27 protein-coding genes, 1 tRNA gene and 1 pseudogene are annotated in these 24,483 nt (G+C 72.1%); 16 read left to right on the forward strand and 13 right to left on the reverse strand.

All coding sequences use genetic code 11. From position 1 onward, the window contains the following. The first annotated feature begins 14 nt into the window (after positions 1-14). Genes dnaG through ABZ881_RS07885 form a run of 3 tightly spaced genes read left to right on the forward strand, consistent with a single transcriptional unit; the run spans position 15 to position 3,156 of the window. Complete coding sequence (gene dnaG / locus ABZ881_RS07875) at positions 15-1,880, forward strand: DNA primase (RefSeq protein WP_358482729.1); 1,866 nt, start codon at positions 15-17, stop codon at positions 1,878-1,880. After that, a complete protein-coding gene (locus ABZ881_RS07880) occupies positions 1,877-2,392 on the forward strand; it encodes a hypothetical protein (protein WP_358482731.1) in 516 nt (171 codons plus the stop codon). Before dnaG ends, ABZ881_RS07880 begins: the two co-directional genes overlap by 4 nt. Further along, positions 2,389-3,156 carry a trans-aconitate 2-methyltransferase gene (locus tag ABZ881_RS07885; RefSeq protein ID WP_358482733.1) on the forward strand — a complete coding sequence of 256 codons (768 nt, stop codon included), beginning with the start codon at positions 2,389-2,391 and terminating at the stop codon, positions 3,154-3,156. The genes ABZ881_RS07880 and ABZ881_RS07885 overlap by 4 nt, the downstream gene beginning before the upstream one ends. Before the next feature lie 19 nt (positions 3,157-3,175). Here the strand turns inward: ABZ881_RS07885 and ABZ881_RS07890 are convergent, their stop codons facing one another. Continuing rightward, complete coding sequence (locus tag ABZ881_RS07890; RefSeq protein ID WP_358482736.1) at positions 3,176-3,376, reverse strand: hypothetical protein; 201 nt, start codon at positions 3,374-3,376, stop codon at positions 3,176-3,178. Positions 3,377-3,550: 174 nt separating this feature from the next. Here ABZ881_RS07890 and ABZ881_RS07895 point away from each other — a divergent pair. Continuing rightward, a tRNA-Asn gene (locus ABZ881_RS07895) sits at positions 3,551-3,622 on the forward strand. A 70-nt stretch (positions 3,623-3,692) separates the two neighbouring features. Here the strand turns inward: ABZ881_RS07895 and ABZ881_RS07900 are convergent. Further along, a complete protein-coding gene (locus ABZ881_RS07900; protein ID WP_358482737.1) occupies positions 3,693-4,559 on the reverse strand; it encodes a tyrosine-type recombinase/integrase in 867 nt (288 codons plus the stop codon). Between the two features lie 690 nt (positions 4,560-5,249). Between ABZ881_RS07900 and ABZ881_RS07905 the strand changes: the two genes are divergently transcribed. The 5 genes and pseudogenes from ABZ881_RS07905 to ABZ881_RS07925 all read left to right on the forward strand — a co-directional run bounded on the left by ABZ881_RS07905 (position 5,250) and on the right by ABZ881_RS07925 (position 8,113). Continuing rightward, positions 5,250-5,963 (forward strand): hypothetical protein, encoded by a 714-nt coding sequence (locus ABZ881_RS07905; protein WP_358482738.1) that lies wholly within the window; start codon positions 5,250-5,252, stop codon positions 5,961-5,963. 82 nt (positions 5,964-6,045) lie between these two features. After that, on the forward strand, positions 6,046-6,546 hold the full coding sequence (locus ABZ881_RS07910) for a hypothetical protein (RefSeq protein ID WP_358482739.1): 501 nt from the start codon (positions 6,046-6,048) through the stop codon (positions 6,544-6,546). A 322-nt stretch (positions 6,547-6,868) separates the two neighbouring features. Continuing rightward, on the forward strand, positions 6,869-7,180 hold the full coding sequence (locus ABZ881_RS07915; RefSeq protein WP_358482740.1) for a transposase: 312 nt from the start codon (positions 6,869-6,871) through the stop codon (positions 7,178-7,180). Further along, positions 7,177-7,464 (forward strand): annotated as a pseudogene (locus tag ABZ881_RS07920) (IS3 family transposase); the annotation flags it as partial. The gene ABZ881_RS07915 and the pseudogene ABZ881_RS07920, both read left to right, overlap by 4 nt. Before the next feature lie 19 nt (positions 7,465-7,483). Continuing rightward, entirely contained in the window at positions 7,484-8,113 is a 630-nt protein-coding gene (locus tag ABZ881_RS07925; RefSeq protein WP_358482741.1) for an IS3 family transposase, read from the forward strand. A 27-nt stretch (positions 8,114-8,140) separates the two neighbouring features. Here ABZ881_RS07925 and ABZ881_RS07930 read toward each other — a convergent pair whose 3' ends face one another. From ABZ881_RS07930 to ABZ881_RS07960, 7 genes are all read right to left on the reverse strand, one after another. Then, positions 8,141-8,473, reverse strand: coding sequence for an NAD(P)H-dependent oxidoreductase (locus ABZ881_RS07930; protein ID WP_358482743.1), 333 nt, complete (start codon positions 8,471-8,473; stop codon positions 8,141-8,143). A gap of 453 nt (positions 8,474-8,926) precedes the next feature. Continuing rightward, entirely contained in the window at positions 8,927-9,070 is a 144-nt protein-coding gene (locus ABZ881_RS07935; RefSeq protein ID WP_358482745.1) for a hypothetical protein, read from the reverse strand. Positions 9,071-9,359: 289 nt separating this feature from the next. Then, on the reverse strand, positions 9,360-9,743 hold the full coding sequence (locus tag ABZ881_RS07940) for a hypothetical protein (protein WP_358482746.1): 384 nt from the start codon (positions 9,741-9,743) through the stop codon (positions 9,360-9,362). After that, positions 9,740-9,958, reverse strand: a complete 219-nt coding sequence (locus ABZ881_RS07945) for a hypothetical protein (protein ID WP_358482749.1) — start codon at positions 9,956-9,958, stop codon at positions 9,740-9,742. Before ABZ881_RS07945 ends, ABZ881_RS07940 begins: the two co-directional genes overlap by 4 nt. Before the next feature lie 156 nt (positions 9,959-10,114). Continuing rightward, positions 10,115-10,783, reverse strand: a complete 669-nt coding sequence (locus tag ABZ881_RS07950) for an SRPBCC domain-containing protein (protein ID WP_358482750.1) — start codon at positions 10,781-10,783, stop codon at positions 10,115-10,117. 2 nt (positions 10,784-10,785) lie between these two features. After that, complete coding sequence (locus tag ABZ881_RS07955) at positions 10,786-11,187, reverse strand: metalloregulator ArsR/SmtB family transcription factor (protein ID WP_358482752.1); 402 nt, start codon at positions 11,185-11,187, stop codon at positions 10,786-10,788. A 90-nt stretch (positions 11,188-11,277) separates the two neighbouring features. Further along, on the reverse strand, positions 11,278-12,258 hold the full coding sequence (locus ABZ881_RS07960) for a helix-turn-helix domain-containing protein (protein ID WP_358482754.1): 981 nt from the start codon (positions 12,256-12,258) through the stop codon (positions 11,278-11,280). A gap of 128 nt (positions 12,259-12,386) precedes the next feature. On the opposite strand from ABZ881_RS07960, the gene ABZ881_RS07965 reads away from it, so the two are divergent. Beyond that, complete coding sequence (locus ABZ881_RS07965) at positions 12,387-13,247, forward strand: alpha/beta hydrolase (protein ID WP_358482756.1); 861 nt, start codon at positions 12,387-12,389, stop codon at positions 13,245-13,247. An 84-nt stretch (positions 13,248-13,331) separates the two neighbouring features. Continuing rightward, positions 13,332-13,910 (forward strand): dienelactone hydrolase family protein, encoded by a 579-nt coding sequence (locus tag ABZ881_RS07970; RefSeq protein ID WP_358482757.1) that lies wholly within the window; start codon positions 13,332-13,334, stop codon positions 13,908-13,910. A 540-nt stretch (positions 13,911-14,450) separates the two neighbouring features. Here the strand turns inward: ABZ881_RS07970 and ABZ881_RS07975 are convergent. From ABZ881_RS07975 to ABZ881_RS07990, 4 genes are all read right to left on the reverse strand, one after another. Then, positions 14,451-15,869 (reverse strand): aldehyde dehydrogenase family protein, encoded by a 1,419-nt coding sequence (locus ABZ881_RS07975; RefSeq protein ID WP_358482759.1) that lies wholly within the window; start codon positions 15,867-15,869, stop codon positions 14,451-14,453. Beyond that, positions 15,866-17,410, reverse strand: a complete 1,545-nt coding sequence (locus ABZ881_RS07980; RefSeq protein WP_358482761.1) for a GMC family oxidoreductase N-terminal domain-containing protein — start codon at positions 17,408-17,410, stop codon at positions 15,866-15,868. Before ABZ881_RS07980 ends, ABZ881_RS07975 begins: the two co-directional genes overlap by 4 nt. Positions 17,411-17,586: 176 nt before the next feature. After that, entirely contained in the window at positions 17,587-17,892 is a 306-nt protein-coding gene (locus ABZ881_RS07985) for a hypothetical protein (protein WP_358482764.1), read from the reverse strand. 15 nt (positions 17,893-17,907) lie between these two features. Continuing rightward, a complete protein-coding gene (locus tag ABZ881_RS07990; RefSeq protein ID WP_358482766.1) occupies positions 17,908-18,165 on the reverse strand; it encodes a hypothetical protein in 258 nt (85 codons plus the stop codon). A 146-nt stretch (positions 18,166-18,311) separates the two neighbouring features. Here ABZ881_RS07990 and ABZ881_RS07995 point away from each other — a divergent pair, with 146 nt between their 5' ends. The 5 genes from ABZ881_RS07995 to ABZ881_RS08015 all read left to right on the forward strand — a co-directional run bounded on the left by ABZ881_RS07995 (position 18,312) and on the right by ABZ881_RS08015 (position 24,474). After that, positions 18,312-19,526 carry an MFS transporter gene (locus ABZ881_RS07995; RefSeq protein WP_358482768.1) on the forward strand — a complete coding sequence of 405 codons (1,215 nt, stop codon included), beginning with the start codon at positions 18,312-18,314 and terminating at the stop codon, positions 19,524-19,526. 18 nt (positions 19,527-19,544) lie between these two features. Beyond that, positions 19,545-20,507 (forward strand): arsenic resistance protein, encoded by a 963-nt coding sequence (locus tag ABZ881_RS08000; protein ID WP_358482770.1) that lies wholly within the window; start codon positions 19,545-19,547, stop codon positions 20,505-20,507. Positions 20,508-20,631: 124 nt separating this feature from the next. Further along, a complete protein-coding gene (locus tag ABZ881_RS08005) occupies positions 20,632-21,873 on the forward strand; it encodes a cytochrome P450 (RefSeq protein WP_358482772.1) in 1,242 nt (413 codons plus the stop codon). Between the two features lie 31 nt (positions 21,874-21,904). Then, positions 21,905-23,173, forward strand: a complete 1,269-nt coding sequence (locus ABZ881_RS08010) for an alpha-hydroxy-acid oxidizing protein (RefSeq protein WP_358482774.1) — start codon at positions 21,905-21,907, stop codon at positions 23,171-23,173. 134 nt (positions 23,174-23,307) lie between these two features. Continuing rightward, entirely contained in the window at positions 23,308-24,474 is a 1,167-nt protein-coding gene (locus ABZ881_RS08015) for an LLM class flavin-dependent oxidoreductase (protein WP_358482775.1), read from the forward strand. Positions 24,475-24,483 lie beyond the last annotated feature (9 nt).

Consider the following 24,483-nt stretch of genomic DNA (forward strand, 5'->3'; position numbering starts at 1 on the left):
CTAGAATCGCCCCCGTGGCGGGACGGATCCGGGACTCAGACATCACCGAGGTCCGCAGCCGCACCCGGATCGAGGAGATCGTCGAGGAGTACGTGGCGCTGCGCCGCGCCGGCGCCGGCTCGCTGAAGGGCCTGTGCCCGTTCCACGACGAGAAGTCGCCGTCGTTCACCGTCCGGCCCTCGCACGGCACCTTCCACTGCTTCGGCTGCGGCGAGCACGGCAGCGTCATCGACTTCATCATGAAGATGGAGATGGTCGGCTTCCCCGAGGCGGTCGAGCGGCTCGCCGACCGGTGCGGCGTCCGGCTCACCTACGAGGGCGGCGGCTCGTCGGTGCAGCGCGACCGTGGCACCCGCAGCCGCCTGCTGGAGATCAACAAGAAGGCCGCCGAGTTCTACGCCGAGCAGCTGCGCACCCCGGCCGGCCGGGCCGCCGTCCAGTTCCTGGCCGAGCGCGGGTTCGACGACGCCGCCGCCGAGACGTTCGGCTGCGGCTACGCCCCGGCCGGCTGGGACACCGTGACCAAGCACCTGCTCGGCCAGGGCTTCCAGCTCGAGGAGCTGATCAAGTCCGGGATCTCCAAGGAGGGCAGGCGCGGCGCGATCGACCGGTTCCACCGGCGGCTGCTGTGGCCGATCCGCGATCTCGGCGGTGACGTCGTCGGGTTCGGGGCGCGGCGGCTGTTCGACGACGACGGCATCGAGGCCAAGTACCTCAACACCTCCGAGACGCCGGTCTACCGCAAGACGCACGTGCTGTTCGGCCTCGACCTGGCCAAGCGGGAGATCGCGAAGTCGCGGCAGGTCGTCGTCGTCGAGGGGTACACCGACGTGATGGCGATGCACCTGGCCGGGGTGCCGACCGCGGTCGCGTCCTGCGGGACGGCGTTCGGCTCCGAGCACGTCTCGGTCATCCGCAGGCTGATCGGCGACGACTCGTTCGACCGCGGCGAGGTCATCTACACCTTCGACGGCGACGCCGCAGGTCAGAGCGCCGCGATGAAGGCGTTCGAGGGCGACCAGAGCTTCGCCGCGCAGACCTTCGTCTCCGTCGCCCCAGACGGGCAGGACCCGTGCGACCTGCGCAACAACCACGGCGACGCCGCCGTCAAGGACCTGGTCGCCCGGCGCGAGCCGCTGTTCGAGTTCGCGATCCGCACCGAGCTCCGCTCGCACGACCTCAGCTCGGCCGAGGGCCGGGTCGCGGCGCTGCAGCGCACCGTCCCGCTGGTCGCCCGGATCAAGCGGGAGGACCTGCGCGACGAGTACGCCCGCCGGCTCGCCGGCTGGGTCGGCTGGGACGACATCGCCGTCGTCGTGCGCCGGGTGCGGGAGACCGCGGGCGCCCCGGTCGAGGGCCGGTCCCGGCGCCGGGCCGCGCCGCCCGCGCCGCCCCGCGGCGACGCCCGGCTGCACCTGCAGCGGGAGGCGCTGAAGGCGGCGTTGCAGATCCCCGGCGTCGTCGGGCCCGGGTTCGACGAGCTGCCCGAGGCCGGGTTCACGCACCCGCAGTTCGCGGCCGTGCACCGGGCGATCATGGCCGCCGGTGGGGTCCAGTCCGGGCTGGACGGCCCGGAGTGGCTCGACGCCGTCGTCGCGCAGGTGGCAACCGAGGACGTGAAGCGGCTGGTCAGCGAGATGGCGGTGGAGGACCTGGAGCTGCCCAAGCGGAACACCGACGAGGTGCGCTACGTCAACGGCGTGCTGGCCGGGGTGCGGCTCGGCCTGGTCGAGCGGGAGATCGCCGACCTGAAATCGCAGCTGCAGCGGACCAACGCGACCACTGACTTCGAGGAGTACAACGAGCTGTTCGGCGTGCTCGTCCCGCTCGAGCAGTACCGGATCGCGCTCCGCGAACAGGCATCGGGCGTGGCGTCGTGACGGGGCTGTGGAGCCGGCTGTTCGGCCGCGATCCGGTGCCGGACGCGGTCGCGGACAACCTCGCCGACGAGGAGGCCGTCGTCGCGACGGCCGAGGTGTCCGGCGGCGGGATGCTCGTGGTCACCTCCTGGGGGGTGTGGCCGCCGTCCGGTGAGCGGATCGGCTGGCACGAGATCGCCAAGGCCGCCTGGGACAAGACCTCGCTGGTGGTGACGCCGACGGTCGCCGAGCAGGTCGGGCCGGCCGTCGAGCTGCTGACCGACTCCCGCCCGGTCCGGTACCGGCTGACCGAGCCGGGGAAGGTGCCGCAGGCGGTGCACGAGCGGGTCACCCAGTCCATCCGTACCCGCAACCGGCGCGAGCTGCCCGGGGGAGGGGCCTGGGTGCTGCAGCGCAAGGTGCCCGGCCGGGACGGGCTGGTCCTGCAGGTCCGTCCGGACGCCGGCACCGACCCGGTCGCCGCCCGCCGGCTCGCCGAGGGGTTGGCGGATCGGCTGCCCGGAAGCCCGTGAACCCGACCTGGGAACCGGCGCTCTACCGGGCGTTCGACGACCACCGGTCGCGCCCGTTCGTCGATCTCGTCGCCCGGATCGGGCCGCTCGATCCGGCCCTGCCCCGGGTGGTCGACGCCGGGTGCGGGCCCGGCCACCTCACCGGGCTGCTGGCCGCCCGGTTCCCCGGTGCGGCCGTCGAGGCGTTCGACTCCTCGCCGGAGATGGTCCGTGCGGCCCGCGCCGCTGGCGTCGACGCGGTACCGGCCGACGTCCGCGAGTGGACACCGGCGCCGGACACCGGGGCGATCGTCAGCAACGCGGTGCTCCAGTGGGTGCCCGGGCACGACGACGTGCTGCGGCGCTGGCTGGCCGCGCTCCGGCCGGGCGCCTGGCTCGCGGTGCAGGTGCCGGGCAACTTCGGCGCACTGTCGCACGTGCTGATCCGGGAGCTCGCCGCGCAGCCGCAGTGGCGGGACCGGCTCGCGCTCCGCGCTGCCGGGACGGTGCTCGATCCGGCGGGCTACACCGAGCTGCTGTCCGCGGCCGGCGCCGACGCTGACGTCTGGGAGACGACCTACCTGCACGCGCTGGACGGCGACGATCCCGTCCTGCGCTGGATCGAAGGCTCCGCGCTGCGGCCGGTCCGGGACACCCTCGACGACGCCGGCTACGCCCGGTTCGTCGGTGAGCTCGCGCCCCGCCTGCGGGCGGCCTACCCGCCGGGTCCCGACGGCCGGACCCGGTTCCCGTTCCGCCGGGTGTTCGCGGTGGCCCGCCGCTGACCCGCGCCGCCGGTCTGCGTCAGCTCTCGCCGTCGCGGCGCTCGCCGCCGATCCTGCCCACCACGTTCTCGACCCCGGCCTGCGCGACGCCCGCGGCGCCCTGGACCGCGGGATGGTCGACGGTGCGATGGTAGGCGCGGACGAGCTGCTCGTAGCGCTCACGCCCGGCTCTGGTACCGAGGACGTACCCGACGGCAACCCCCACGAGGAACCTGACCATTCCCCTCACCTCCCGACCGCGACCGTACCCGGACCGCCGGGGGCCGTCGTGCGGCACCCGGATCCCGGCTCGACCTGCGGTAACGGCGGCCGAACGGGGGGTTGCCGAGGTGCTCCGGAGCGTGTTGTAGAGTTCTGTCCGTCGCCGGGACGAGGGTTCGGGCGGCGTGAACGGTCCTCCGTAGCTCAATGGCAGAGCACCCGACTGTTAATCGGGCGGTTATTGGTTCGAGTCCAATCGGAGGAGCTTAACCCCCAGGTCAGAGCACCGGGACGCGATCAAGCAGACAGATCCACATCTCGCTTTCCGCTTACTTTCACACTTTGCCCTGGCGCTGCTCCCGCACTTCTGCCGCGGCCAGCGCCGACACCGCCCGATCCGAAGCGACACGCCGGCCCATGTACACGTCCTGGGTCATCGAGATCCGCGAGTGCCCGATGTGGTCGGCGATCTCCCGGGCCGTCAGCCCGCCCTGGTCCATCACCGTCGCAGCTGTCTTCCGGAAGCTGTGCGTGGTCAACCAGTCGAACCCGGCCCGCTTGCGGGCCTCCCGGAACACGCGGCCGGTGTTCGACGGGTCCCGCCACGTCCCCTCCGTGGACGGGAAGATCGGACCCTCCCCGAGCATCCGTAGCCGGTCCTCGAGCATCTGCAGCGTCCACGGCGTCAACGCCAGAGTGCGTTCCCCGGCGCGGGTCTTCGTCTTGCCCCGCACGAGGCCGTGGCCGGTGACGCGGGTGACGCCGTGGTCGACACGCACCCCGATGCGGACCCCGGCCGAGAGCAGGAACCGCGTCAGGTCGAGGACGTCGTGGCGTAGCGCGATGTAGTCCTCGGAGAGCGCTTCCAGCCATCGTTCCCGTTCCTGCGGGGTCAGGGCGCGGGGCTCCTTCTCGCTGCCGCCGGGGATGCGGGACACGTCCCGGATCGGGTTCTGCGCGAGTGCCCCGTCTCGCACTGCGTGTCCGAGCACCCCGGACAGGGTCCTCGCCGTCTGAGTCACCGATGCTGACCGGTGCGCACGCAGCGCCATGAGGAAGTCATCCAGCCGGCCGACGGTGGCGTCCCTAACCCGGAGCTCCCCGACGGCGGCGGCGATGTGGTTGTCCCACACGGAGCGGTAGACGCGCAGTGTGTTCGGTGCGACGGCGCCCTGCTCGACCCGCGCTTCGATCTTTGCCATCCAGGCCTCGGCCACGATCCGGATGCGCGTTTCCCGGTCGATCCCGGAGGAGGAGAACCCGGGCCGGTCGGCGAGCGCGTCCTGCAGCGCTTTGTTCGCCGCCTGCTTCGTGGCGGCTTCCCTGCGGACATGCCGTGGTGTTCGGCGTGCTGGTCACAGACCACCTCCCGAGCCCTCGCCCGCGCCGCTGCCACCCGGGCCAGGATCGCCTCGTCGAGGCGGTCGAGCAGCCGCCAGCACATCGAGTCCGACGCCACCGGCCCGAACAACTCGCCCTGGTCACGCAGGACGTCGATCTCGGAGATCGTGGTCGCGCCGTCGGCGACCGCGACCGCGAGGTCGACCAGGACCCGGCCTGGATCGTGCCGGTTCCCGGCCGCCGCAACTCGTCCAGGACCTGGGACAGCTCGCCGGTCAGGGTGGTGTGGTCGGCGACGTCGGCCAGCAGACGGGAACCGGCGTGCGACACCACACCGGCCCCGTCAGCGGTCACGATGAGCTTCGGACGGGTGGTTGTAGCCTGCACTCGGAAAGTGCCTCCTCGACCGCGGTGAACAGAGCCCTCAGCAAGCCCTGTCCTACCTGGCCGAGAGGCACTTTCTTCTTTCGGGGGTCATCTGCGCCCGGCCCGCCATGAAGAGCCCGGGCTAGGGTAAATATCGACGCAACCGTGAAGTGGAGGAACCGCTAATGTCCACCGCGAGAATCTGGGGCCCAGTTATCCTGCAGGCAGCCCAATCTCTAGTTGATCATCAGGTAACGCCGGTCGCTCAGGATGAAACCGAGACGTACTGGGACATCGTGTTTGCCAATGGCCACCAGTACGCAGTCGACTCATTCACCGCACGAGCGGACGAGTCCCTCGATGAAGCGGTTCGTCAGCTCACCGAAGTTCTCAGCCGGGGATGGCTAAGGGGCGAGGGCGTCGACTCACCTCAGAGCGTCTTCACACACTCGGATAATCTGCGACCGATCCGGATCGAAAACCCCGACAACAACTTGTTTGGAGACAAGCCCGTAGGAGCGTTCTGGACATCGTCGTATCTACCCGACGGGACTAGTGCATGGTCGCGAAGCGAGAACAGTGAGTTCAATAGATTGAACAGGCCGCTCCGCAACTTCGTATTCGAGGAACCGTCACCTGAGGAAATCTTCGTAATTAATAGCCCCGAAGACTATCAACGTCTTGTCTGCACATACCTTCGGAGTCTCAATAGCAACCAGGCTGCCATCGACTGGAAGCGGGCGGCAGAGGATCTTGTTGCGGTGCGCCTGAGCGCATCAGGCCTCGCATTGGCGCACCATTTCCGCGTCCCAACCCCCGCTGGCAAGGCTCAGCTCAGCGGCTGGGACGCAGAGTCCACCGCTTGGCTTCGTCTGCCCCGCAACGCAAGCCTGAGCTAGCAGGTGGGACGCTACCCAGCGCACATACTCGCCAGTAGTTGCGTCGAGCAGTGACCAACTGTCGCTCGATCGAGTGTCCAGCATGGACGAACCGATTGAAATCATGGTGCGATGGGCCTCTCGACATACGGAGGCAACAATGCGTTCCCTCAAGATCGTCGTTGCTATACTTGCAATTCCTGTAGTCGTCGCTGGTTCCGTGCTAGTCAACCCGGCGGAGGCACGGGCCGCGACCAAGACTGTTGGCGACTGCGACATCATCATGGAAGTTCCTCATGCATCGGGACACAGCAGAGGAAGTGTTACGGTTGATCCGCGCATCAAGTGCAAGGCACCGCAACGATATCTTGGAGTGAGTGCGGTTCTGCACCGCAAGTTCCCAGGCTCACAGTACACGTGGCAGATTCCAGCCAAGCGAAAGGGTGAGAACGTAAACTACATGAACGCCACCCCGAATGAGCCGTGCCAGAAGGCTGACTATCGTGCAACAGCAGACTTCTTGATCGTCGACAATAACGGCGTGCGTCACGAGGAGTTCGGGTACGTTTCCATCTGGAAGTCTAATCCGTGCCAGCTGCCGTGATCGGGAGCTGTCCGACATTCCCACCGTTCGCAACTGGGAATAGATAGTTCCATTCGCCAGCGCTGTGCACCGTTTGTTCCTACCTTCAGTCCGACAGCTGAAGACCTCGGAGATAGATGGTGCGCGCGTGGTGGAGAACGCTGCTCGTGATGGCAGTGCTGCTGGCTTCGGTGCCGACCGTGCCGGTGATCCACGCGGTGGCTCGCGGTAGTGCGACCGCAGCCTGATCCCCGGCCGCGCGGTCGTATCAGACGACGCCTGAGGTTCCCCCGCTTGCTCGGAGGTCGACGATCATGGCTGAAGGGCCGTGTAAGGAGTCTCCGTGGCAGCACCGAAGAAGTACCCCGACGAGCTGCGTGAGCGCGCGGTGCGTCTCTACCGGGAGTCCGACCCCAAGCCGGTGATACGGCGGCTGGCCGAGCAGTTGGGCGTGCACCATGAAGCCTTGCGGAACTGGATCCGCCAGGCCGAGGCCGACCATGGCGAGCGCCACGACCGCCCGACCACGGCCGAGGCCGAGGAACTGCGCCGGCTGCGCAAGGAGAACGCCGAACTGCGCCGCGCAAATGAGATCCTCAAGGCGGCCAGCGCTTTTCTCGCCCAGGAGATGGACCCGACAAGGAGGAAGTGGTGAGAGCCGTCGAGGCGCTGAAGGAGCGGTTCGGAATCGCCCCGATACTGAAAGTTCTCGGTGTCGCCGCGTCGACCTACTACGGCTGGCTCACCCAACAACGCGACCCGCCGCAGCGCCGCCGCGCCGACGCCGAGCTCCTCGAACAGATCCGCGAGATCCACGACCGCTCCGGCGCCACCTACGGCGCTCCGCGAGTACACGCGACCCTGCGCCGCCGCGGACTCCACGTGTCCCGTAAGCGGGTCGAGCGGCTGATGCGGGAGGACGGGCTGCAGGGCGCGTTCCTGCGCAAACGCTGGCGTGTTGCCTCGACCAGACAGAACCCGCGCCACACCCCCAGCTCCGGACCTGGTCAACCGCGACTTCACCGCCACGGCGCCCGACCGGCTGTGGGTCGCCGACGCCACCCGCATCCCCTGCGGGGAGGGCGCGTTCTGGCTGGCCGCGGTCCGGGACGCGTTCTCCAACCGCATCGTCGGGTGGCGCTGCTCGGACCGCTGCGACACCGACCTCATCCTCGGCGCGCTCGAGTACGCGGTCTGGACCCGCAACATCGCCAGCGGACAAATAGTTCATCACTCGGACCGCGGCTCGAATTATACGTCGCTGCGATTCGGGCAGCGCCTGGAGGGCCACGGGATTCTCGCATCCATGGGATCGGTCGGCGATTCCTACGATAACGCGCTCATGGAGAACTCCTTCTCCACACTCAAGACCGAGCTCGTCTACCGGAGATCGTGGCGGACCCGTGAGGAGGCCGAGAACGAGCTGTTCGCCTACATCGACGGCTGGTATAACACCGAACGCATCCAGGCCCGCCTCGGCTGGCTTTCACCGGATGAGTACGAGGCCACGTGGCGCGCCCAGGAGGACGTCCTGGACGATCAACCCGCAACACCCGCCAACGGGGCCGACCCGGCCCCGGTCAGCTAACCAGCACTCCGAGCCGGCGGGGGAACCTCACACCAGGACCCGGTCCATCCAGCCCGCCATGATTGCCGGCGGCTTTCCCCACCAGTTCGGATGGACAACGACCAGCGTGTGGGCTGCGGCCAACTCGCGGCGATGCTGCGTGGTCAGCGCGTCAGCTCCTGAGGTGAACGCTGAGCGTCCTTCTGGCCGAGTGGTGTCGAGGCCGTCAGGAACCTGAACCGGGTCGAACTCCTCGCCGTGGAGATCGTGCCAGGTGACTTGGTGCCCAGAGCCGCGAAGGGCGTCTCTGGCGATCTCAGCCAGGGCGTGGGAGAAGCTGCCCTGTCGAGGGTGGGCCAGAACGATCATCGACGTTGGCACCCGACGCAGCCTACGTCGCGTAGGGCAGCCCAGCCGATCGCGAGCCCAGCGAGAAGCGGCCGCGGCACTCGCTGCCGGTGTGAACACGGAACCCGGCACAGGCCGGGGAAGAGGACGGTGAGCCGTGGCGTGGGATGACCTGTTCCTGCTCGGTCCGATCGGTGCGATGCGGGAGCTTTCGAGCGCCCGGCCGGGGACGTCGCAGTCACGCCGGTCCGGATCGGCGGGATATGGGAGTCGCTCGGCGGGTCGACCGTCGTCGACCTGTGGCGTGTCCGGCGGGAGTGGGATTTCGCCTGGCCGGACCGCTACCCGCCCAGGTCGAGCGCATCCTCCGTGCCTGGCACGGGCTCGACCGGCGGCCCCGCCGGCTGCTCGATCCGATGCACGGGCCGAACCTGGCAACGCTGGACCTGTCGACCGGGGGAGGTGAGTCCCGCTCGACGCGGGAGTTCACGTCGGGTCGTCGAGCGGCTCGGCGTCGTTCTCGCCGACGGTGGGCATGCCGGCCGACATGGACGGCGTCACCGGTGCCTGCGTCTGGCAGTTCCCGGAGTCGCCGAGCGACGCCACCCTGCGGGCCGGGACGCGCCGCACGACGCCGGCGCTGGACCGGCCGGTCTGTTTCTCGGCCTACCTGCGCGGTTCCGGCCCGGCCCGGGCCCAGGCGATCGGGCACCGCGCGGACGGCACCACCGAGGCCCACCCAGGCGCTCAGATCACGCGGCACGCTCGTCACCGCCGCCGATCGCCTCGCCGAGCTCGAGCACGAGGTCGCGCTGCCGTGGACGCCCGAGCAGCGCCGCGCGGCCGAGGTTGCGGCGGAGCGCGACGCCGCACGGTGGCGGGCGCCGGCCGGCGACGCGTAGGCCTGAGCCTGCAGGCCCTACTTGCTGGTCAGCTGGCTGGCCCGCTGGTGCGATACGCCCAGTACCTTCCCGATCTCCCGGACCGACAGCCCGTGGTCTTTCAGGCCGAGGGCGGCCTCTCGCGCCGCGCGAGCCGCGGCGCTGCGGGCGGCGGCTTCCGCTGCGCGCTGCCGGTTCACCTCGGCCAGGCGCTCGGACACGATCGCCGGGAGCGCGAGGTGCACGTCGAGTTCGAGCCCGGCGACGTCCTCGCCGGTCATGATCTCGATGAGGTCGCGGGCCATCACCTCGATCTCGGCGACCGTACGGGCCTGGGTCGCGCGGTCGATCTCGGGGACCTCCACGTGCCAGCCGCGCCAGCCCTCGTCGTCGACGAGGGTGGCGTTCACCGTGTAGCTCACTGCCGCCACCAGCCCTTCCCCAGTTCGGTCTCGCACTGCTTGTAGATGGCCTGGGTGGTCATCTCGTTGACCTCGCGGTGCCGGGGGACGGGGATGATGGTCGTCCCGATCCGGTAGACGGTGTGGTTGGCACCCTCGCGGTCGAGGCCGAAGGTCACGCCCTGGCGCTTCGCCTCGCGGCTGATGCGCTTCACGTTGTCCCGCGGCTTCGTCATGAGTGTGGTCAACCCCGCACTAGACAGGTAGAGAGCGGATTCGGCTAGTGCGGGATAGCCACACCGGCCGCTGGGTGCGGCCATCGAACGCGGCCGTCGCGGGTTCGGATCTCGGTGAGGGCGGCGGCTCCCGCGCCTTCACGCGACACACACCGTTCAGCGTGGGCCCGTGCCGGTCGGCGCGTTCGGGTCGGGCAGGTAGAAGGCCGTGGTCGCCTCGACCGCGGCCGCGACCTGGTCCGGATCGCCGCCACCGGCCAGATGGGCCTCGCCCCAGGCCGCGGCGCTGCGCCGGCTGAACTCGCGTCCGTCGGGCGATGCCTGGAACTCCTCGTGGTCGAGGGTCCCGCCGCCGCCCAGGAGCGTCGCGAGGGCGAGCAGGTGCAGGTCCCAGCCGACGCCGCCGGCGCCCGGGCCGTAGGTGGGGAACATCGGCTCCCCGACGGCCGCGGCATGGACCAGCTCGAACGCGGTGCCGCCGGACGGGCCGGGGGACAGACGCACCTCGACCTCGCTGGTTCCCGGCCACTCGTCGGCCTCGGGGCCGAACATCCAGGACACCCGCAGCAGGTGCGGCGGCTCGCAGCGGAGGATGTCGCCGTGCTCGCCGCCGTCCAGCGCGAACGTCCCGCCGGGGCGGAGATCGCCGGAGACCGGTCCCAGCCAGCGGCTGAGTCGCTCGGGGCTGGTCAGGGCGTCCCACACGTCGTCGGGATGCGCGCCGTAGTGACGCCTCAGCTCGATGGTGTAGGCGTCGCCGGCGGGTAGCTCCGCGGTCCCCATCGTGCGGCGTGTGGCGGCCAGTTCGTCGAGTACGTCCTTCATCGTCATGTCCCCTTCGCTGATGGATCGGTGGCCGCATCACCGGGCCCGGCCGGTGCGGCGGGCCCGTCGCCCGCCGGGCGTCCGGCTGCACGCCGGCCCCGGGCCAGCTCGGTTCCCAGGGCGTCCAGGCGTTGGTCCCACAACCGGCGGAACCGGTCCAGCCACGCGTCGATCTCGCTCAGCGGCGCGGACTCGACGGCGTAGAACCGGCGGGTGCCGGCGGCCCGCACGGACGTGAACCCGGCGTCACGCAGCACGCGCAGATGCTGGGAGACGGCCGGCTGGGAGATCCCGAACTCGGCCCGGATCGCCTCGGTGATCGCGCCGGAGGTCCGCTCGCCGTCGGCGAGCAGCTCCAGGATGCGTCGGCGCACCGGGTCGCCGAGAACGTCGAACGCGTGCACGCGCAGGAGAATGCCAAATGAAACTTATATAAGTCAACGCTGGCTGACTGCGGTGTCGTTCGGCGCCGAGGGCGTGCGAGCAGTCGTCGGTTACGCGTCCGGGGCGTCGGCCGCCCGCGCCCCGCCCCGCCGCCACTCGTTGGGCGTCGTGCCGTAGGCCGCCTTGAACAACCGGCCGAAGTGCGACGGGGCGACGATTCCCCACCGGCTGCCGATCGTCGCGACGGCGAGATGGGCGAGCCGCGGGTCGCGCAGGTCTCGCCGGCATTCCTCGAGGCGTTGCTGCTGGATGCTGGCGTGCAGGCTGACACCTTCCCGCGCCAGCGTCGCGTAGAGGTGCCGCACCGAGACGTGCTGCGCGGCGGCGATCCGGGCCGCGGTGAGATCCCGTTCGTGCAGGTGGTCGCGCACGTACTGCTGCACGCGGAGGGTGAGCGAGGCGTCCAGCGGCTCGGCCGCCGGCCCCTCCGCACCGGCGTGCACGGCGAGCAGCGCCCGCACGAGCTGGACGCTCGGCACGGCGACCGTGTCCGCGGCGTCCGGCCGGTCGAGGGCCGAGGTGCGGGCGAGGGTCGTGAAGAACGAGCTGACGGCGGCGGCGAGCGGGTTCGTGTCGGCGCCGATCCGCACCCCGAGCAGCGGGTCGAGCCGGCGCTGCGGCAGGGCGAGCGCGTCGCGGGGGACCCGGAAGTAGTGCAGCTCGGTCTCGCCCCGGTTCCGCACGGTGTAGGGGCGGGTGCTGTCGTAGATCGTCATGTCCCCGGGACGCAGCACCGCCTGGCTACCGGCCTGTTCGACGACCGTCGTACCGGCGACCTGGACCGCGAGGAACACCTGCGGGACGTGGTCGCGGCGGACGAGCGCGGGGGTGCGGTGCAGCGCGTTGGCGCTGGAACGGGCGGAGGAGAAGTTCACCGGGCCCGCCTGGCTGACCCGGAGGTCGACCCGGATGTCGGCCGGGTCCGGGGTGAAGGTCATCTCCACCGGCAGGACGTGGTTCCGGACGGCGTCGTGGAGGAACTCGACGCGGTCCCCGGCGGGGATGTCGGCGATGCGCAAGGTCAGTGCCACGTGTTCCACCCTCGGAGCGGTACTGGGGCCGGACGTGCACGTTCAGCACAGCGCTGTGCAGTTCCAGTCCACCGCGCAACGGTGCGGATGTCCAGCATCCTCTGTGCCGCCCGACCCGTGGAGGATCGATGACCGACACTCACCCGACGCCCACGCCTGCCGAGCAGGAGGAGATCGACCGGGCGAACACCTCGGGGAAACAACCGGTGGTGTTCGTGCACGGGCTGTGGCTGCTGGACTCCAGCTGGGACCGGTGGGCGGCCTTCTTCGAGGACGCCGGCTACGTGGCTGTCACGCCCGGCTGGCCGGACGACCCGGCGTCGGTCGAGGAGGCGCACGCGCATCCGGAGGTGTTCGCGGGCAAGAGCGTCGGCGACGTCGCCGGGTACCAGCAGATGATCATCGACCGGCTGGATCGCACGCCCGCGATCATCGGCCATTCGTTCGGCGGGGTGCTCGCGCAGATCCTCGCCGGGCGGGGATTGTCCGCCGCCACCTGCGCCATCGATCCGGCGCCGTCGCGCGGGGTCCTGCCGCTGCCGGTGGCCGCGCTGAAGGCCGCCTCTCCCGTGCTGGTCAACCCGGCCAACCGGCACCGCGCCGTCACACTCACCTTCGACCAGTTCCGGTACGGCTTCGCCAACGCCGTCAGCGAGGAGGAGGCGCACGAGCTGTACGAGCAGTTCCACGTCGCCGGCTCGGGCATCCCGCTGTTCCAGGCCGCGTTCGCGAACCTCAACCCGGCCACCGAAGTCAAGGCCGAGAAGACCGGCGCCGATCGCGGCCCGATGCTCGTCGTCTCCGGCGAGCTCGACCACCAGGCCCCACACGCCATCGCCTGGGCGACCTACAACGCGCAGAAGAAGAACGAACACTTCGTCACCGAGTTCGTCGAGATCCCGGGCCGTGGCCACTCGCTCACCATCGACTCGGGCTGGCAGACCGTCGCACAGTCCTGCCTGGATTTCGTCTCCCGGTTCGTGAAGTAGGACCGGGGTCCCGCCGCCGGCGAACCCGGAACACACCATCCCGTCGTCGGGGACGGGCCGCACCTGGTTCGCTACCGTGCCCCGATGGCTCGTGTCGTCGTGTTCCACCACGCCCAGGGGCTCACCGACGGCATCCGGTCGTTCGCCGACGAGCTGCGCGCCGACGGACACGACGTCACGGTGCCCGACCTCTACGACGGGGCGACGTTCGACAGCCTCGACGCCGGGGTGGCGCACGCCGAGCAGATCGGCTTCGGCACCCTCGTCGGACGCGGTCGCGACGCCGTCGACGTCGGTCCGGCCGAGGTCGTCTACCTCGGGTTCTCCCTCGGGGTGCTGCCGGCGCAGATGCTGGCCCAGACCCGGCCCGGAGCGCAGGGGGCCCTGTTGTGCCATTCCTGCATCCCGACCGCCGAGTTCGACGTCCCGTGGCCGCAGGGTGTCCCGGTCCAGATCCACGCGATGGACGGCGACGAGCTGTTCCGCTCCGACGGCGACCTCGACGCGGCGCGTGACATCGTCGCGTCGAACGACGACGCCGAGCTGTTCCTGTATCCGGGCGACCGGCACCTGTTCACCGACAGCAGCCTGGCCGCCTACGACCGCGACGCCGCCGCCCAGCTGAACCGGCGCGTCCGGGCCTTCCTCGCCGGCATCGGGTGAATCCCGCCCCGAAGTACCGGGACATTCGCCGAGAAGATCGCCTGGGGCGAGCGCGAGCTGCTCGCCATGATCGCGGCCCGGATCCGCCGGTCGGTGCCCAAGCTCCGGGACCTGTCCGACGAGCAGGTGTGGGCCCGGCTTCTTCGAGTACCGCCTGCCCGAGGGACCACGACGTTCGACTACGTCCTCGCCCGACGTTCCACCGCCCGCGGGAGGCCATCCAGGTTCTGCGCGGAGGTGATCCAGGCGGCCCGCCGCACCGGGACGATGGCCTGCATCGACCACGAGATGATCGAGCAGGTCGAGCACCGGTACTCGCACGAACGGCTGGCTGGCACGCCGGCTTCCTGCAGGCCGGGGGGTGCGCCGCTCGGGCGCGCCGGACCAGGAGTTCATCAGCAGGCACACGTTCCCCCATGCCGAACCCGTGCGAACGCGCCGATCCCGTTCGAGGGCGCAGATCCGTCGCGTACGCGCGCGGATCCGCGGTGCGCAGGCACGGCGCCCGCGCTGATGCGGCACGGCGCCCGCGCCGGGCGCTCAGCCGACGGATCGGTGACCGCTGAAGAACGAGGCGCCCTGCCCGAGCCCGGCGATCCCGATGCCGCTCGACCCCCACATGCCCCCCACCCGGGAGATGTCGGGCGGCCCGGCGAGCACCGCGTTCAGCGTCACCAGCCCGGCGCGCACGCGGCGCCCGACCGCGCGGGCGGCGTCCCGGTCGTCGCCGAAGACGTAGCCGCTCAGGCCGTACGGGTGGTCGTTCGCGATCCGGACCGCCTCGTCGACGTCGCGGTAGGTCCGCACCACGAGCACCGGCCCGAACACCTCCTCGGTCAGCTCCGGCGCCTCGTCGGCGAGCACCACGGCGGCCGCCGCGAAGTGCCCGCCCGCCTCCGGGAGCGTGCCGTAGCGCCGCACCTCGCAGCCGCGGGCGGCGAACGCGTCGAGCTGCTCCTCCACCCGGCGGCGGTGCGGCCCGTGGCCGAGCGGGCCCAGCACGGTGCCCGGGTCGGTGGTCGGGCCGATCGGCAGCGCGTCGAGGGCGGCCGCGAGCGCGGCGAGGTAGTCGTCGAGCCGGGACTGCGGGACGACGAGCCGGCGCGGCCCGGCGCACCACTGCCCGTTCAGCAGCAGCATGCCCGGCACGACGTGCTCGACGACGGTGCCCGGCTGCGCGTCGGGCAGCACGACGACCGGGTTGTTGCCCGACAACTCCAGATCGGCCGGGGTGAAGTTCCGGGCGCACGCCTGCCCGACGGCCCGCCCGCCCTCGACGCCGCCGGTGTAGGAGACGGCGGCGATCCGCGCGTCCTCGACGATCGAGGCACCGATCACGCGATCGCCGTGCACGATCTGCACGACGCCCGGCGGCAGCGCGGCGAGCACCGCCTCGGCGAACGGGCCGGAGAGGTGCGGCGCCCACTCCGAGGGCTTGAGCACGACCGGGCACCCGGCGACCAGCGCCTCGGCGATCTTCACGATCGCGGTGGCGGTCGGCGCGTTCCACGGCAGGAAGATCGCCGCCGGGCCCCACGGGAGCTGCCAGCGGTCCCAGCCACCGGCCGAGGACGTCAGCTCGACGTGCCCGAAGCCGTCCTCGATCCGGCTCGCGGCGGACTCCAGCAGGCCGGTCACCGCACCGATGAACAGCGGCGTGATCGCCTGCGGCACCCCGGTGTCCAGGCTGTCGGCGAGTCCCAGTTCGGGGGCCCGCGCGGCGAGCTCGGCCTGCAGGGCGCGTACCGCGTCGGCGCGCTCCTTGCGGGGCAGCTCGGACCAGGCGCCGTCGGTGTGCACGGCCCACGCCGTCGCGATCGCCTCCTCGACGCGCTCCGGCGTGCTGGCGCGCTGCGGGTACAGCGGCGCGCCGGTGTCCGGATCGGTGAGGACGGTCGCCAGCTCCACGCCCGGCACCGCGATCGTGCCGCCGACGAGCTCGCGGACGGTGTCGGTCATGTGGTGCTCCCGTGGCGGATCGAGTCGGCGATCTTCTCGCCGACGAGGACGGCGGTCAGGTGCGTGTTGGCCCGGGTCACCCACGGGAACACCGACGCGTCGGCGACCCGCAGGCCGTCGACGCCGAGCACCCGGCCGGCCGGGTCGACCACGACGGCCGGGTCGTCCGGGGAGCCCATCCGGCAGGAGCCGGACGCGTGCACGGTGTCGGTCACGTTGGCGAGCGCGAACCGGGCGAACTCGCTGTCCGACATGACGGTGTCGGGTGCGACGAGCTCGGTCCCGAGCGCGATGAAGCCGGCGATCTTCTGCAGCTCCGGCTGGGCGGCGATGGTGCGCAGCTCGTCGACGACGGCCCGGAACCGGCGCAGGTCGTCCGGAGTGGACAGCATGTCGAGATCGACCGCGGGGTCGAGCGCCGGGTCGGTGCCGGTGATCCGCACGTGGCCGGTGGAGGTGACCCGGTTCGCCCAGCCGAGGATCCCGGCCATCGGGAGCCCGATGCCGAGCGCGCCCGGCGTGGCCAGCATCGCGTCGTTGGGCTCGTCGCCGATCCCGGTGGTGAACCGCACGCAGAGCTGGCCGCGCTCGGGCAGCCCCCGGTAGTCGGCCTCCTCGTTCAGTCCGAGTGCCAGCATGATGCCGGGATGGTCCTGCAGGCCGTGTCCGACCGGGAGGTCCGCGACGACCTCGATGCCCAGCTCCCGCAGCTCCGATGCGGGGCCGATGCCGGAGCGCTGCAGGATCGCGGGGGAGTGGAGCGCCCCGGCGGACAGCACGACCTCGGCGGCCCGGAACTCGGTCGGCTCGCCGTCGACGATCGCGCGCACGCCGACGGTGCGACCGCCGTCGAACAGCACCCGGTCGACCAGCGCGTCGCCCAGGACGTGCAGGCCGGGCCGGTCGCGGGCCGGTTCGAGGTACCCGTCGTTGGTCGAGACGCGTTCGGTGCCGAAGCTGTTGTAGGCGTACGGGGACACGCCGGTCGAGCCGGGGGCGTTGTGGTCCGGCGCCCACGGGTGGCCGAGCCGCTCGGTGATCCGGTCGACGGCGGCCTCCACGGTGGCGAGGTTCTCCCGCTTCGGCCGGACGACCGGGATCGGCCCGTCGCCGCCGTGATAGCGCTCGCCGGCGAAGTCCTGGTCGTTCTCCAGCCGGTTGAGCAGCGGCAGGACGTCGTCGTAGCCCCAGCCGGTGGCGCCGTGCGCGGCCCAACCGTCGAAGTCCTCGACCGTGCCGCGGATCGCGAACAGGCCGTTGACCGCGGAGCTCCCGCCCACCCCGCGCCCCCGGATGTAGGGCCGCGGCTCCTGCGCCGACGACCGGGTGGCCGTCAGGTCCGGGAAGGTGTGGGTGGCCGCCAGCTGGACGGTCAGCCCGATCCTGCCCGGTTCGACGCTGCGCAGCTCCTCCGACGCCTCGGCCGAGCGGTAGTCCGGGCCCGCCTCCAGCAGCAGCACCCGCCGGTCGGGGTCCTCGGTGAGTCGTGCTGCGACCGCCGCTCCGGCGGATCCCGCACCGACGACGATGATGTCGTACATCTGTCGCTCCTCTGTCGAGCTCGTTGCCCGGCGACAGCAGACAGGATGCCGCTACGGCACGGTCAAGCTCCGCCGCACCGGGACGGGCGGCCCGGATCCATTCGTCCCGGGAAGTTGCCTCCGGATCGGTGGACGCCCCACCTCACCCGAGGTGGGGCGTCCGCGCATTCACGGGTTCATTCCCGGTGCCCATTCACCGCATTCCGGAGCGGGCCGTCGACCCACCGTTCCACCTGGCCCGCCGAACGCAGGCGGACGACGGTGAGCGACGGCAGCTCCCGGGCCACCCCCGGGACCTGATCGGTGTATTTGCCCCGGGTGGAGACGGCCCACCGGAGAATGTGCTCGGAATCGGTGAACAGCGTCCGCAACGGCGGCTCGACATTCCCGTTCCACAACACGGTGCGATGCCGTCGGCGGCGCAGGGTCCGGCGCACGACCCGCGGGAACGTCGTCGTCCAGAACGGCAGGTCGAGCCACACCATCAGGTCCGCGCGCTATGCGATCAGCGGCCGCGCGGTCCGGTACTGCCACTCCGTGGTCCAGGCGTCACCGGCCAGCAGGTCGCGGACGTCGTCGAGGAACGACTCCCGCGGCGTCCAACCCGGGCCGTGGAAGAGCCCGTCGATGTCGGTGTGCGGTCCACCGGTGAGTGCCGCGATCCGGGCCGCGAGGGTGGTCTTGCCCGATCCCGACACCCCGGCGACGGCGACCCGGCGCGGCCGGTGCGGCAGCGGCGCGTCGTACCCGAGCACCGGCGGAGCCTATCGGCCGCCACTCCGCGACCGCCGAGATGCAGCACACGGGGCGTCGAGGCGCGGAACGGCGCGCTGAGCCGCATCTCGGCGCGGGATCGGTGCCGGTCGTGCGGCCCGTGCGCCACCCGGGCATCGTGACCCGGATGGACGGGCTGTCCCGGCGCGGGCGACGACGCGTGCTGCTGGTCCTGTGCATCACCGAGATCACCAGCTGGGGGGTGCTGTACTACGCCTTCCCGGTGCTCGCACCGTCGATCGCCGCGGACACCGGCTGGTCGGTCCCGGCGGTCACCGCGGCGTTCTCCGCCGGCCTGCTCGTGTCGGCGGCGGTCGGGATCCCGGTCGGGCGGCTGCTGGACCGGCACGGCCCCCGCTGGGTGATGACCGCCGGCTCGGCCGTCGCCGTCCCCGCGGTGGCGCTGATCGCCACCGCCGGGTCGTACCCGGCCTTCGTCGCCGCCTGGCTGCTCGCCGGGGTCGCCCAGGCCGCGACGCTGTACCCGCCCGCGTTCGCGGCGCTGACCCGCTGGTGGGGCCCGGACCGGGTGCGCGCGCTGACCGGGCTCACCCTGGTCGCCGGGCTGGCCAGCACCGTGTTCGCTCCGCTGTCCGCGGCGCTGCTGGAGCCGTTCGGCTGGCGCGGCAGCTACCTGGTGCTGGCCGCGATCCTGGCCGCGGTGTGCGTCCCGGCGCACCTGTTCGGGCTGCGCGGGCGGTGGCCCGATCCGGTCGCCGATCCCGCGCCGGCCGGCGCCGCCGTCGCCCCGCCCGACGACGACCCGTCCCGGATCCTGCGCAGCAGGGCGTTCGTACTGACCACGGTCACGGTGACGCTCGGTGCCTTCACCTCGTTCGCGGTCGCGGTCAACCAGGTCCCGCTGCTGCTCGACCGCGACCTGTCCACCGGGCTCGCGGCCTGGGCGCTGGGCCTCGGCGGCCTGGGGCAGGTGCTGGGCCGCCTCGGCTACCCGCTGCTGGCGCGGCACAGTGGCGTCCGCGGCCGGACGTCCTGGCTGATGGCCGTGCTGGCCGCGACCACCGTCCTGCTCGCCGCCCTGCCCGGCCCGGCCTGGGCGCTCGTCGCCGCGGCGGTGCTCGCCGGCGCCGCCCGCGGGATGTTCACCCTGCTGCAGGCCACCGCGCTGGCCGACCGCTGGCACCCGCGGGTCTACGGGCGGCTCAACGGGATCGCGTCGGCGCCGGTGATGGTCGCCGTCGCGGTCTCGCCGTGGGCCGGCTCGGCGCTCGCCGGACCGCTCGGCGGTTACCCTCAGGTCTTCGTGCTGCTCGGCGCCGCCGCCCTGCTCGCCGCCGGACTGGCCCTCGGGACCGTCCCGCAGCGCCACCCGCCCCGCTGACCAGAGGAGTAGCAACCGGTGTCACTCGCCGAGCGGCTGCAGAGCGTGCTGGTCACGCTCGCCGCGCTGGCCGGGCTCGGGCTGGGCCTGCTGCTCCCGGTCGGCGACGTCGCCGGGCACGTCGTGCTGCCCGCGCTGCTGGTCATGGTCACCGCCGTCTTCGTGCAGATGGACGCCGGCCACGTCGGGGAGGTGCGCCGGGCCGGATCGGTGGTCGCGGTCAGCCTGCTGCTCAACTTCGTGGTCACCCCGCTGCTGGCCTGGGCGCTCGGCGCCGGGCTGCTCGGGGACCAGCCGGACCTGCGGATCGGCCTGCTGCTGCTCCTGGTGACCCCGTGCACCGACTGGTACCTGATCTTCACCGCGATGGCCCGCGGGCACACCGGGATCGCCGCGGCGCTGCTCCCGGTGAACCTGGTGCTGCAGCTCGCGCTGCTGCCGGTGTACGTGCTGCTGCTCGGCGGGCAGGCGGCGATGGTCGAGGCCGGCACGCTGGCCGAGTCGGTGCTGCTGGTGCTCGTCGTCCCGCTGCTGGTGGCGACCGGACTGCGGGTGCTCGCCACCCGCCGCCGGGGCGCCGCCTGGCGGGACCGGACGGTGGTCGCGCCGGCGTCCCGGCTGGTGCTGCCGATGCTGTACCTGGCGGTGCTGGCGATGTTCGCCTGGCAGGCGCGCACCGTCGTCGCGCACGCCGGCGACCTGCTCGCCCTGCTCGCGCCGCTGGCGGTCTTCTTCGTGCTGCTGCCGCTGCTCGCGACCGGCGCCGCCCGGCTGCTGCGGCTGCCCGCCGACCAGCGGGTCACCCTCACGATGGTGACCACCGCGCGGAACTCGCCGATCGCGCTGGCGGTCGCGGTCGCCGCGTTCCCGGACCGGCCGCTGATCGCGGTCGCGCTTGTCGTCGGGCCGCTGCTGGAGCTGCCGGTGCTGGCGCTGATCGCCCAGCTGGTCCGGGTGCGCCCGGCCGCCGTCGGTCGCTGAACCCCCCCCGCACGGCCCGCGCCGGACCCGCGCGCCGAACCCGGAGGACGCGCGCCGCGCCCTGTGCCACGCTCGGGGGTGCGGCCCGCGCCGGCGGTCCGCCGCGACAGCCGGGGGGACCGAGATGACACACGCCACCGAGACCGACGCCGGCGAGCCGCTGGTGCTCGACGAGACCTTCTTCGAGGACCCGGACCGGCTCTACCGCGAGCTGCGCGCCGAGCGGCCGGTCGCCCGGGCGGTCGGCCCGAACGGCCTGCCGTTCTGGATGATCACCCGCTACGCCGACGCCCGGGCCGCGCTCAACGACCCGCGGCTGGCCAAGGACGCCCGCCGGATCCCCGAGCTGCTGAGCCGCCAGGAGTCCGGCCCGCCCGCCCGGGCGATCGCCGAGTCGCTGGTCGGGCACATGCTCAACGCCGACCCGCCGGACCACACCCGGCTGCGCCGGCTGGTCGGCCGGGCGTTCACCGGGCGCGCGATCGCCCGGCTGCGGCCACGGATCGAGCAGATCGCCGCCGGGCTCGCCGACTCGATGGCGGCCGCCGGACCCGAGGTCGACCTGCTCGACGAGTTCGCCTATCCGCTGCCGATGACCGTCATCTGCGAGATCCTCGGCGTCCCCGAGGACCGCCGGGACGAGTTCCGCGGCTGGTCGAACACCCTGCTCTCCGACGCCGGGGACGACGAGCGCGCCGCCGCAGGCACGGCGACCGCCGCCTACCTCGCCGAGCTGGTCGCCGACAAGGCGGCGCACCCCGCCGACGACATGCTGTCGGAGATCGTCCGCGCCGCCGAGGACGGCGACTCGCTGAGCCCCGGCGAGACCACGGCGATGGCGTTCCTGCTGCTCGTCGCCGGGCACGAGACGACCGTCAACCTGATCGGCAACGGGGTGCTCGCGCTGCTGCGCGCCCCGGACCAGCTGGCCCTGCTGCGCGCCGAGCCGGACCGGGTGCCCGCCGCCGTCGAGGAGCTGCTGCGCTACGACGGGCCGGTCAACCTGGCGACCTTTCGGTTCACCACCGAGCCGGTCGAGTACTCCGGCACGACGATCCCGGCGGACGCGTTCGTGCTCGTCTCACTGATCGGGGCGAACCGCGACCCGGACCGCTGGCCGGCCGCCGACCGGCTCGACGTCGGCCGCGACCCGTCCGGCCACCTGGCGTTCGGCTTCGGCATCCACCACTGCCTCGGCGCCCCGCTGGCCCGGCTGGAGGGCGAGATCGCGTTCCGCACCCTGCTGTCCCGCTTCCCGGATCTCGCGCCGGCCGGCGCACCCGGCCCGCACCGGATCAGCACGCTCATCCACGGCCGCACCCGGCTCCCGGTCCGGCTCGGCGCCCCGGCCGCCGCCGGACCGTAACGTGGGCGTCCGGATCAGCGGGAGGGGCCACATGGCGGAGCAGGCACCGGGACGGGCGCGGCAGGAACGGATCTACTCCGACGGCGTCGTCGGCATCCGGTCCCGCGTCCCGACCGGCCCGGACGAGCTGGAACGCCGCGGTAGGCGCGCGATGAGCCGGCGCGCCGACGCCTACGTCACCGGCGGCGCGGGTGGCGGGACGACGGTGCGCGCGAACCGGGAGGCGTTCACCCGTCGGGAGATCGTGCCGCGGGTGCTGCGCGACGTCGGCGACCGGGACCTGTCGGCCGAGCTGTTCGGCCGCACGCTGCCCGCCCCGCTGCTGCTCGCCCCGATCGGCGCGCTCGACCTGGTCCGGCGCGGCGCCGACCGGGCGGTCGCCGCGGGCGCGGCAGCCGCCGGCGTCCCGATGGTGATCAGCAACCAGGCCGGGACGCCGACCGAGGAGATCGTCCGGGCCGGCGGCGCCCCCACCTGGTTCCAGCTGTACTGGTCGACCTCCGACGAGCTCGTCGACAGCTTCCTGGGCCGGGCCGAGGCGGCCGGCTGCGAGGCCGTCGTCGTCACCCTGGACACCACGATGCTCGGCTGGCGGCCGCGCGATCTCGATCTGGGGCACCTGCCGTTCGCCCGCGGGATCGGCATCGCCCAGTACACCTCCGATCCGGTGTTCCGCGGGCTGGTGCAGGAGCGGCTGTCCCGGCCCCGGTCCGGGCCGGCGCCGAAGGTCACCCCGCAGGCCGTGCGGACGCTCCTCGAGATCACCCGCAACGCGCCCGGCCGGTTCTGGGAGAACCTGCGCTCACCGGTCCCGCGGGCGGCGGTCGAGACGTTCCTGCAGGTCTACTCGCGGCCCCGGCTGTCCTGGGACGACCTGGCCGGGCTGCGCGCACGCACCCGGCTGCCGATCCTGGTCAAGGGCGTCCTGCACCCCGACGACGCCCGCCGCGCACTCGACTCCGGCGCCGACGGGGTGATCGTGTCCAACCACGGCGGCCGGCAGGTCGACCACGCGATCGCCTCGCTGGACGCGCTGCCCGGCGTCGTCGGCGCGGTCGCGGACCGCGCGCCGGTGCTGCTCGACAGCGGGGTGCGGACCGGCGCGGACGTCGCGACCGCGGTGCGGCTCGGCGCCCGCGCGGTGCTGCTCGGGCGGCCGTTCGTGCACGGCCTGGCACTCGACGGCGCCCGCGGCGTCGCGCAGGTGATCGCGAACGTGGTCGCCGAGCTGGACCTGGTGTGCGGGCTCGCCGGGGCGACGACGCCGGCCGGGATCGAGATCCGCGAGCGTGGCAGGTGACGGCGGCATCGCGCGCCGTCGCCCCGGTGTCAACTTTTCGTACACCTCGGCGGGAGTGACCGGGGTCATCCTGAGGCTCCGGACAGCGCGGTCGGGATCACGGCCGCACCCGAGAGCTCCTCAGGAGGACCCCCGTGACCCGAATCCGATTCGGCTCGTTCCTGGCCCCGTTCCACCAGCCCGGCCAGAACCCGACGCTCGCCCTGCAGCGCGATCTCGAGCTGGTCGAGCACCTGGACCGGCTCGGCTACGACGAGGCCTGGTTCGGCGAGCACCACTCGGCCGGTTCGGAGATCATCGCGTCGCCGGAGATCTTCATCGCGGCCGCCGCCGAGCGGACCCGCAACATCAAGCTGGGCACCGGCGTCACCTCGATCTCGTACCACAACCCGCTCTGGGTGGCCGACCGCATGGTGATGCTCGACCACCTCACCCGCGGCCGCGCGATGCTCGGCTGCGGGCCCGGCTCGCTGCCCACCGACTCGGCGATGATCGGGCTGAACCCGACCGACACCCGCGAGCTGCTCGAGGTGAACCTCGACATCATCATGCGGCTGCTGCGCGGCGAGGTCGTCAACGCCGAGACCCGCACGCACAAGCTGATCGACGCCCAGCTGCAGCTCGCCCCCTACACTCAGCCGTGCTTCGACGTCGCGGTCGCGGCGGTCGCCTCGCCGACCGGCCCGCGGATGGCCGGGCAGCACGGCGTCGGGCTGCTCTCGATCGGCGCGACCCTCACCCAGGACGGCTTCGACGCGCTCGCCCACCACTGGAGCGTGGTGGAGGAGCGGGCCGCGCACTTCGGGCAGCCGGCCCCGGACCGGTCGAAGTGGCGCCTGGTCGGGCTGATGCACATCGCCGAGACCCGCGAGCAGGCCTACCGGGAGGTCGAGTACGGGATCGAGCACTGGTTCCGGTACTTCCAGAAGGTCGCCGCGTTCCCGCAGATGGCGGTCGAGGGCGGCGACATCAAGGAGATGATCGACTTCATCAACGAGGCCGGGATCGGTGCGATCGGCACGGTCGAGGACGCGAAGGCGCAGGTGCAGAAGCTCGTCGACCAGTCCGGCGGCTTCGGGGCCTTCCTGCTGCTGGGACACGAGTGGGCGAACCCGGAGGCCACCAAGCGGTCCTACGAGCTGATCGCCCAGCACGTGATGCCGGAGTTCCAGGGCCAGGCCGCCGGCACCCTCGCCGCGAAGGACCGGGCCACCTCGACGCGTGAGCAGCACGCGAAGACCCAGCTCGACGCCGTCGACATCATGACCAAGCGCTACGAGCAGGAGAAGGCCGGGAGCTGACCGGCCTCC

The organism is Pseudonocardia sp. NPDC046786, from assembly GCF_040645415.1.
Taxonomy (GTDB): domain Bacteria; phylum Actinomycetota; class Actinomycetes; order Mycobacteriales; family Pseudonocardiaceae; genus Pseudonocardia; species Pseudonocardia kongjuensis.

What these genes read in the sequence shown, in the direction of transcription:
- ABZ881_RS08005 (WP_358482772.1), top strand. Translation starts at nt 20,632, where the DNA reads ATGACACACGCCACCGAGACCGACGCCGGCGAGCCGCTGGTGCTCGAC.
- ABZ881_RS07970 (WP_358482757.1), top strand. Translation starts at nt 13,332, where the DNA reads ATGGCTCGTGTCGTCGTGTTCCACCACGCCCAGGGGCTCACCGACGGC.
- ABZ881_RS07945 (WP_358482749.1), bottom strand. Translation starts at nt 9,958, where the DNA reads ATGACGAAGCCGCGGGACAACGTGAAGCGCATCAGCCGCGAGGCGAAG.
- ABZ881_RS07965 (WP_358482756.1), top strand. Translation starts at nt 12,387, where the DNA reads ATGACCGACACTCACCCGACGCCCACGCCTGCCGAGCAGGAGGAGATC.
- ABZ881_RS07980 (WP_358482761.1), bottom strand. Translation starts at nt 17,410, where the DNA reads ATGTACGACATCATCGTCGTCGGTGCGGGATCCGCCGGAGCGGCGGTC.
- ABZ881_RS07950 (WP_358482750.1), bottom strand. Translation starts at nt 10,783, where the DNA reads ATGAAGGACGTACTCGACGAACTGGCCGCCACACGCCGCACGATGGGG.
- ABZ881_RS07900 (WP_358482737.1), bottom strand. Translation starts at nt 4,559, where the DNA reads ATGGCAAAGATCGAAGCGCGGGTCGAGCAGGGCGCCGTCGCACCGAAC.
- ABZ881_RS07910 (WP_358482739.1), top strand. Translation starts at nt 6,046, where the DNA reads ATGGACGAACCGATTGAAATCATGGTGCGATGGGCCTCTCGACATACG.
- ABZ881_RS07905 (WP_358482738.1), top strand. Translation starts at nt 5,250, where the DNA reads ATGTCCACCGCGAGAATCTGGGGCCCAGTTATCCTGCAGGCAGCCCAA.
- ABZ881_RS07995 (WP_358482768.1), top strand. Translation starts at nt 18,312, where the DNA reads ATGGACGGGCTGTCCCGGCGCGGGCGACGACGCGTGCTGCTGGTCCTG.
- ABZ881_RS08010 (WP_358482774.1), top strand. Translation starts at nt 21,905, where the DNA reads ATGGCGGAGCAGGCACCGGGACGGGCGCGGCAGGAACGGATCTACTCC.
- ABZ881_RS07975 (WP_358482759.1), bottom strand. Translation starts at nt 15,869, where the DNA reads ATGACCGACACCGTCCGCGAGCTCGTCGGCGGCACGATCGCGGTGCCG.
- ABZ881_RS07890 (WP_358482736.1), bottom strand. Translation starts at nt 3,376, where the DNA reads ATGGTCAGGTTCCTCGTGGGGGTTGCCGTCGGGTACGTCCTCGGTACC.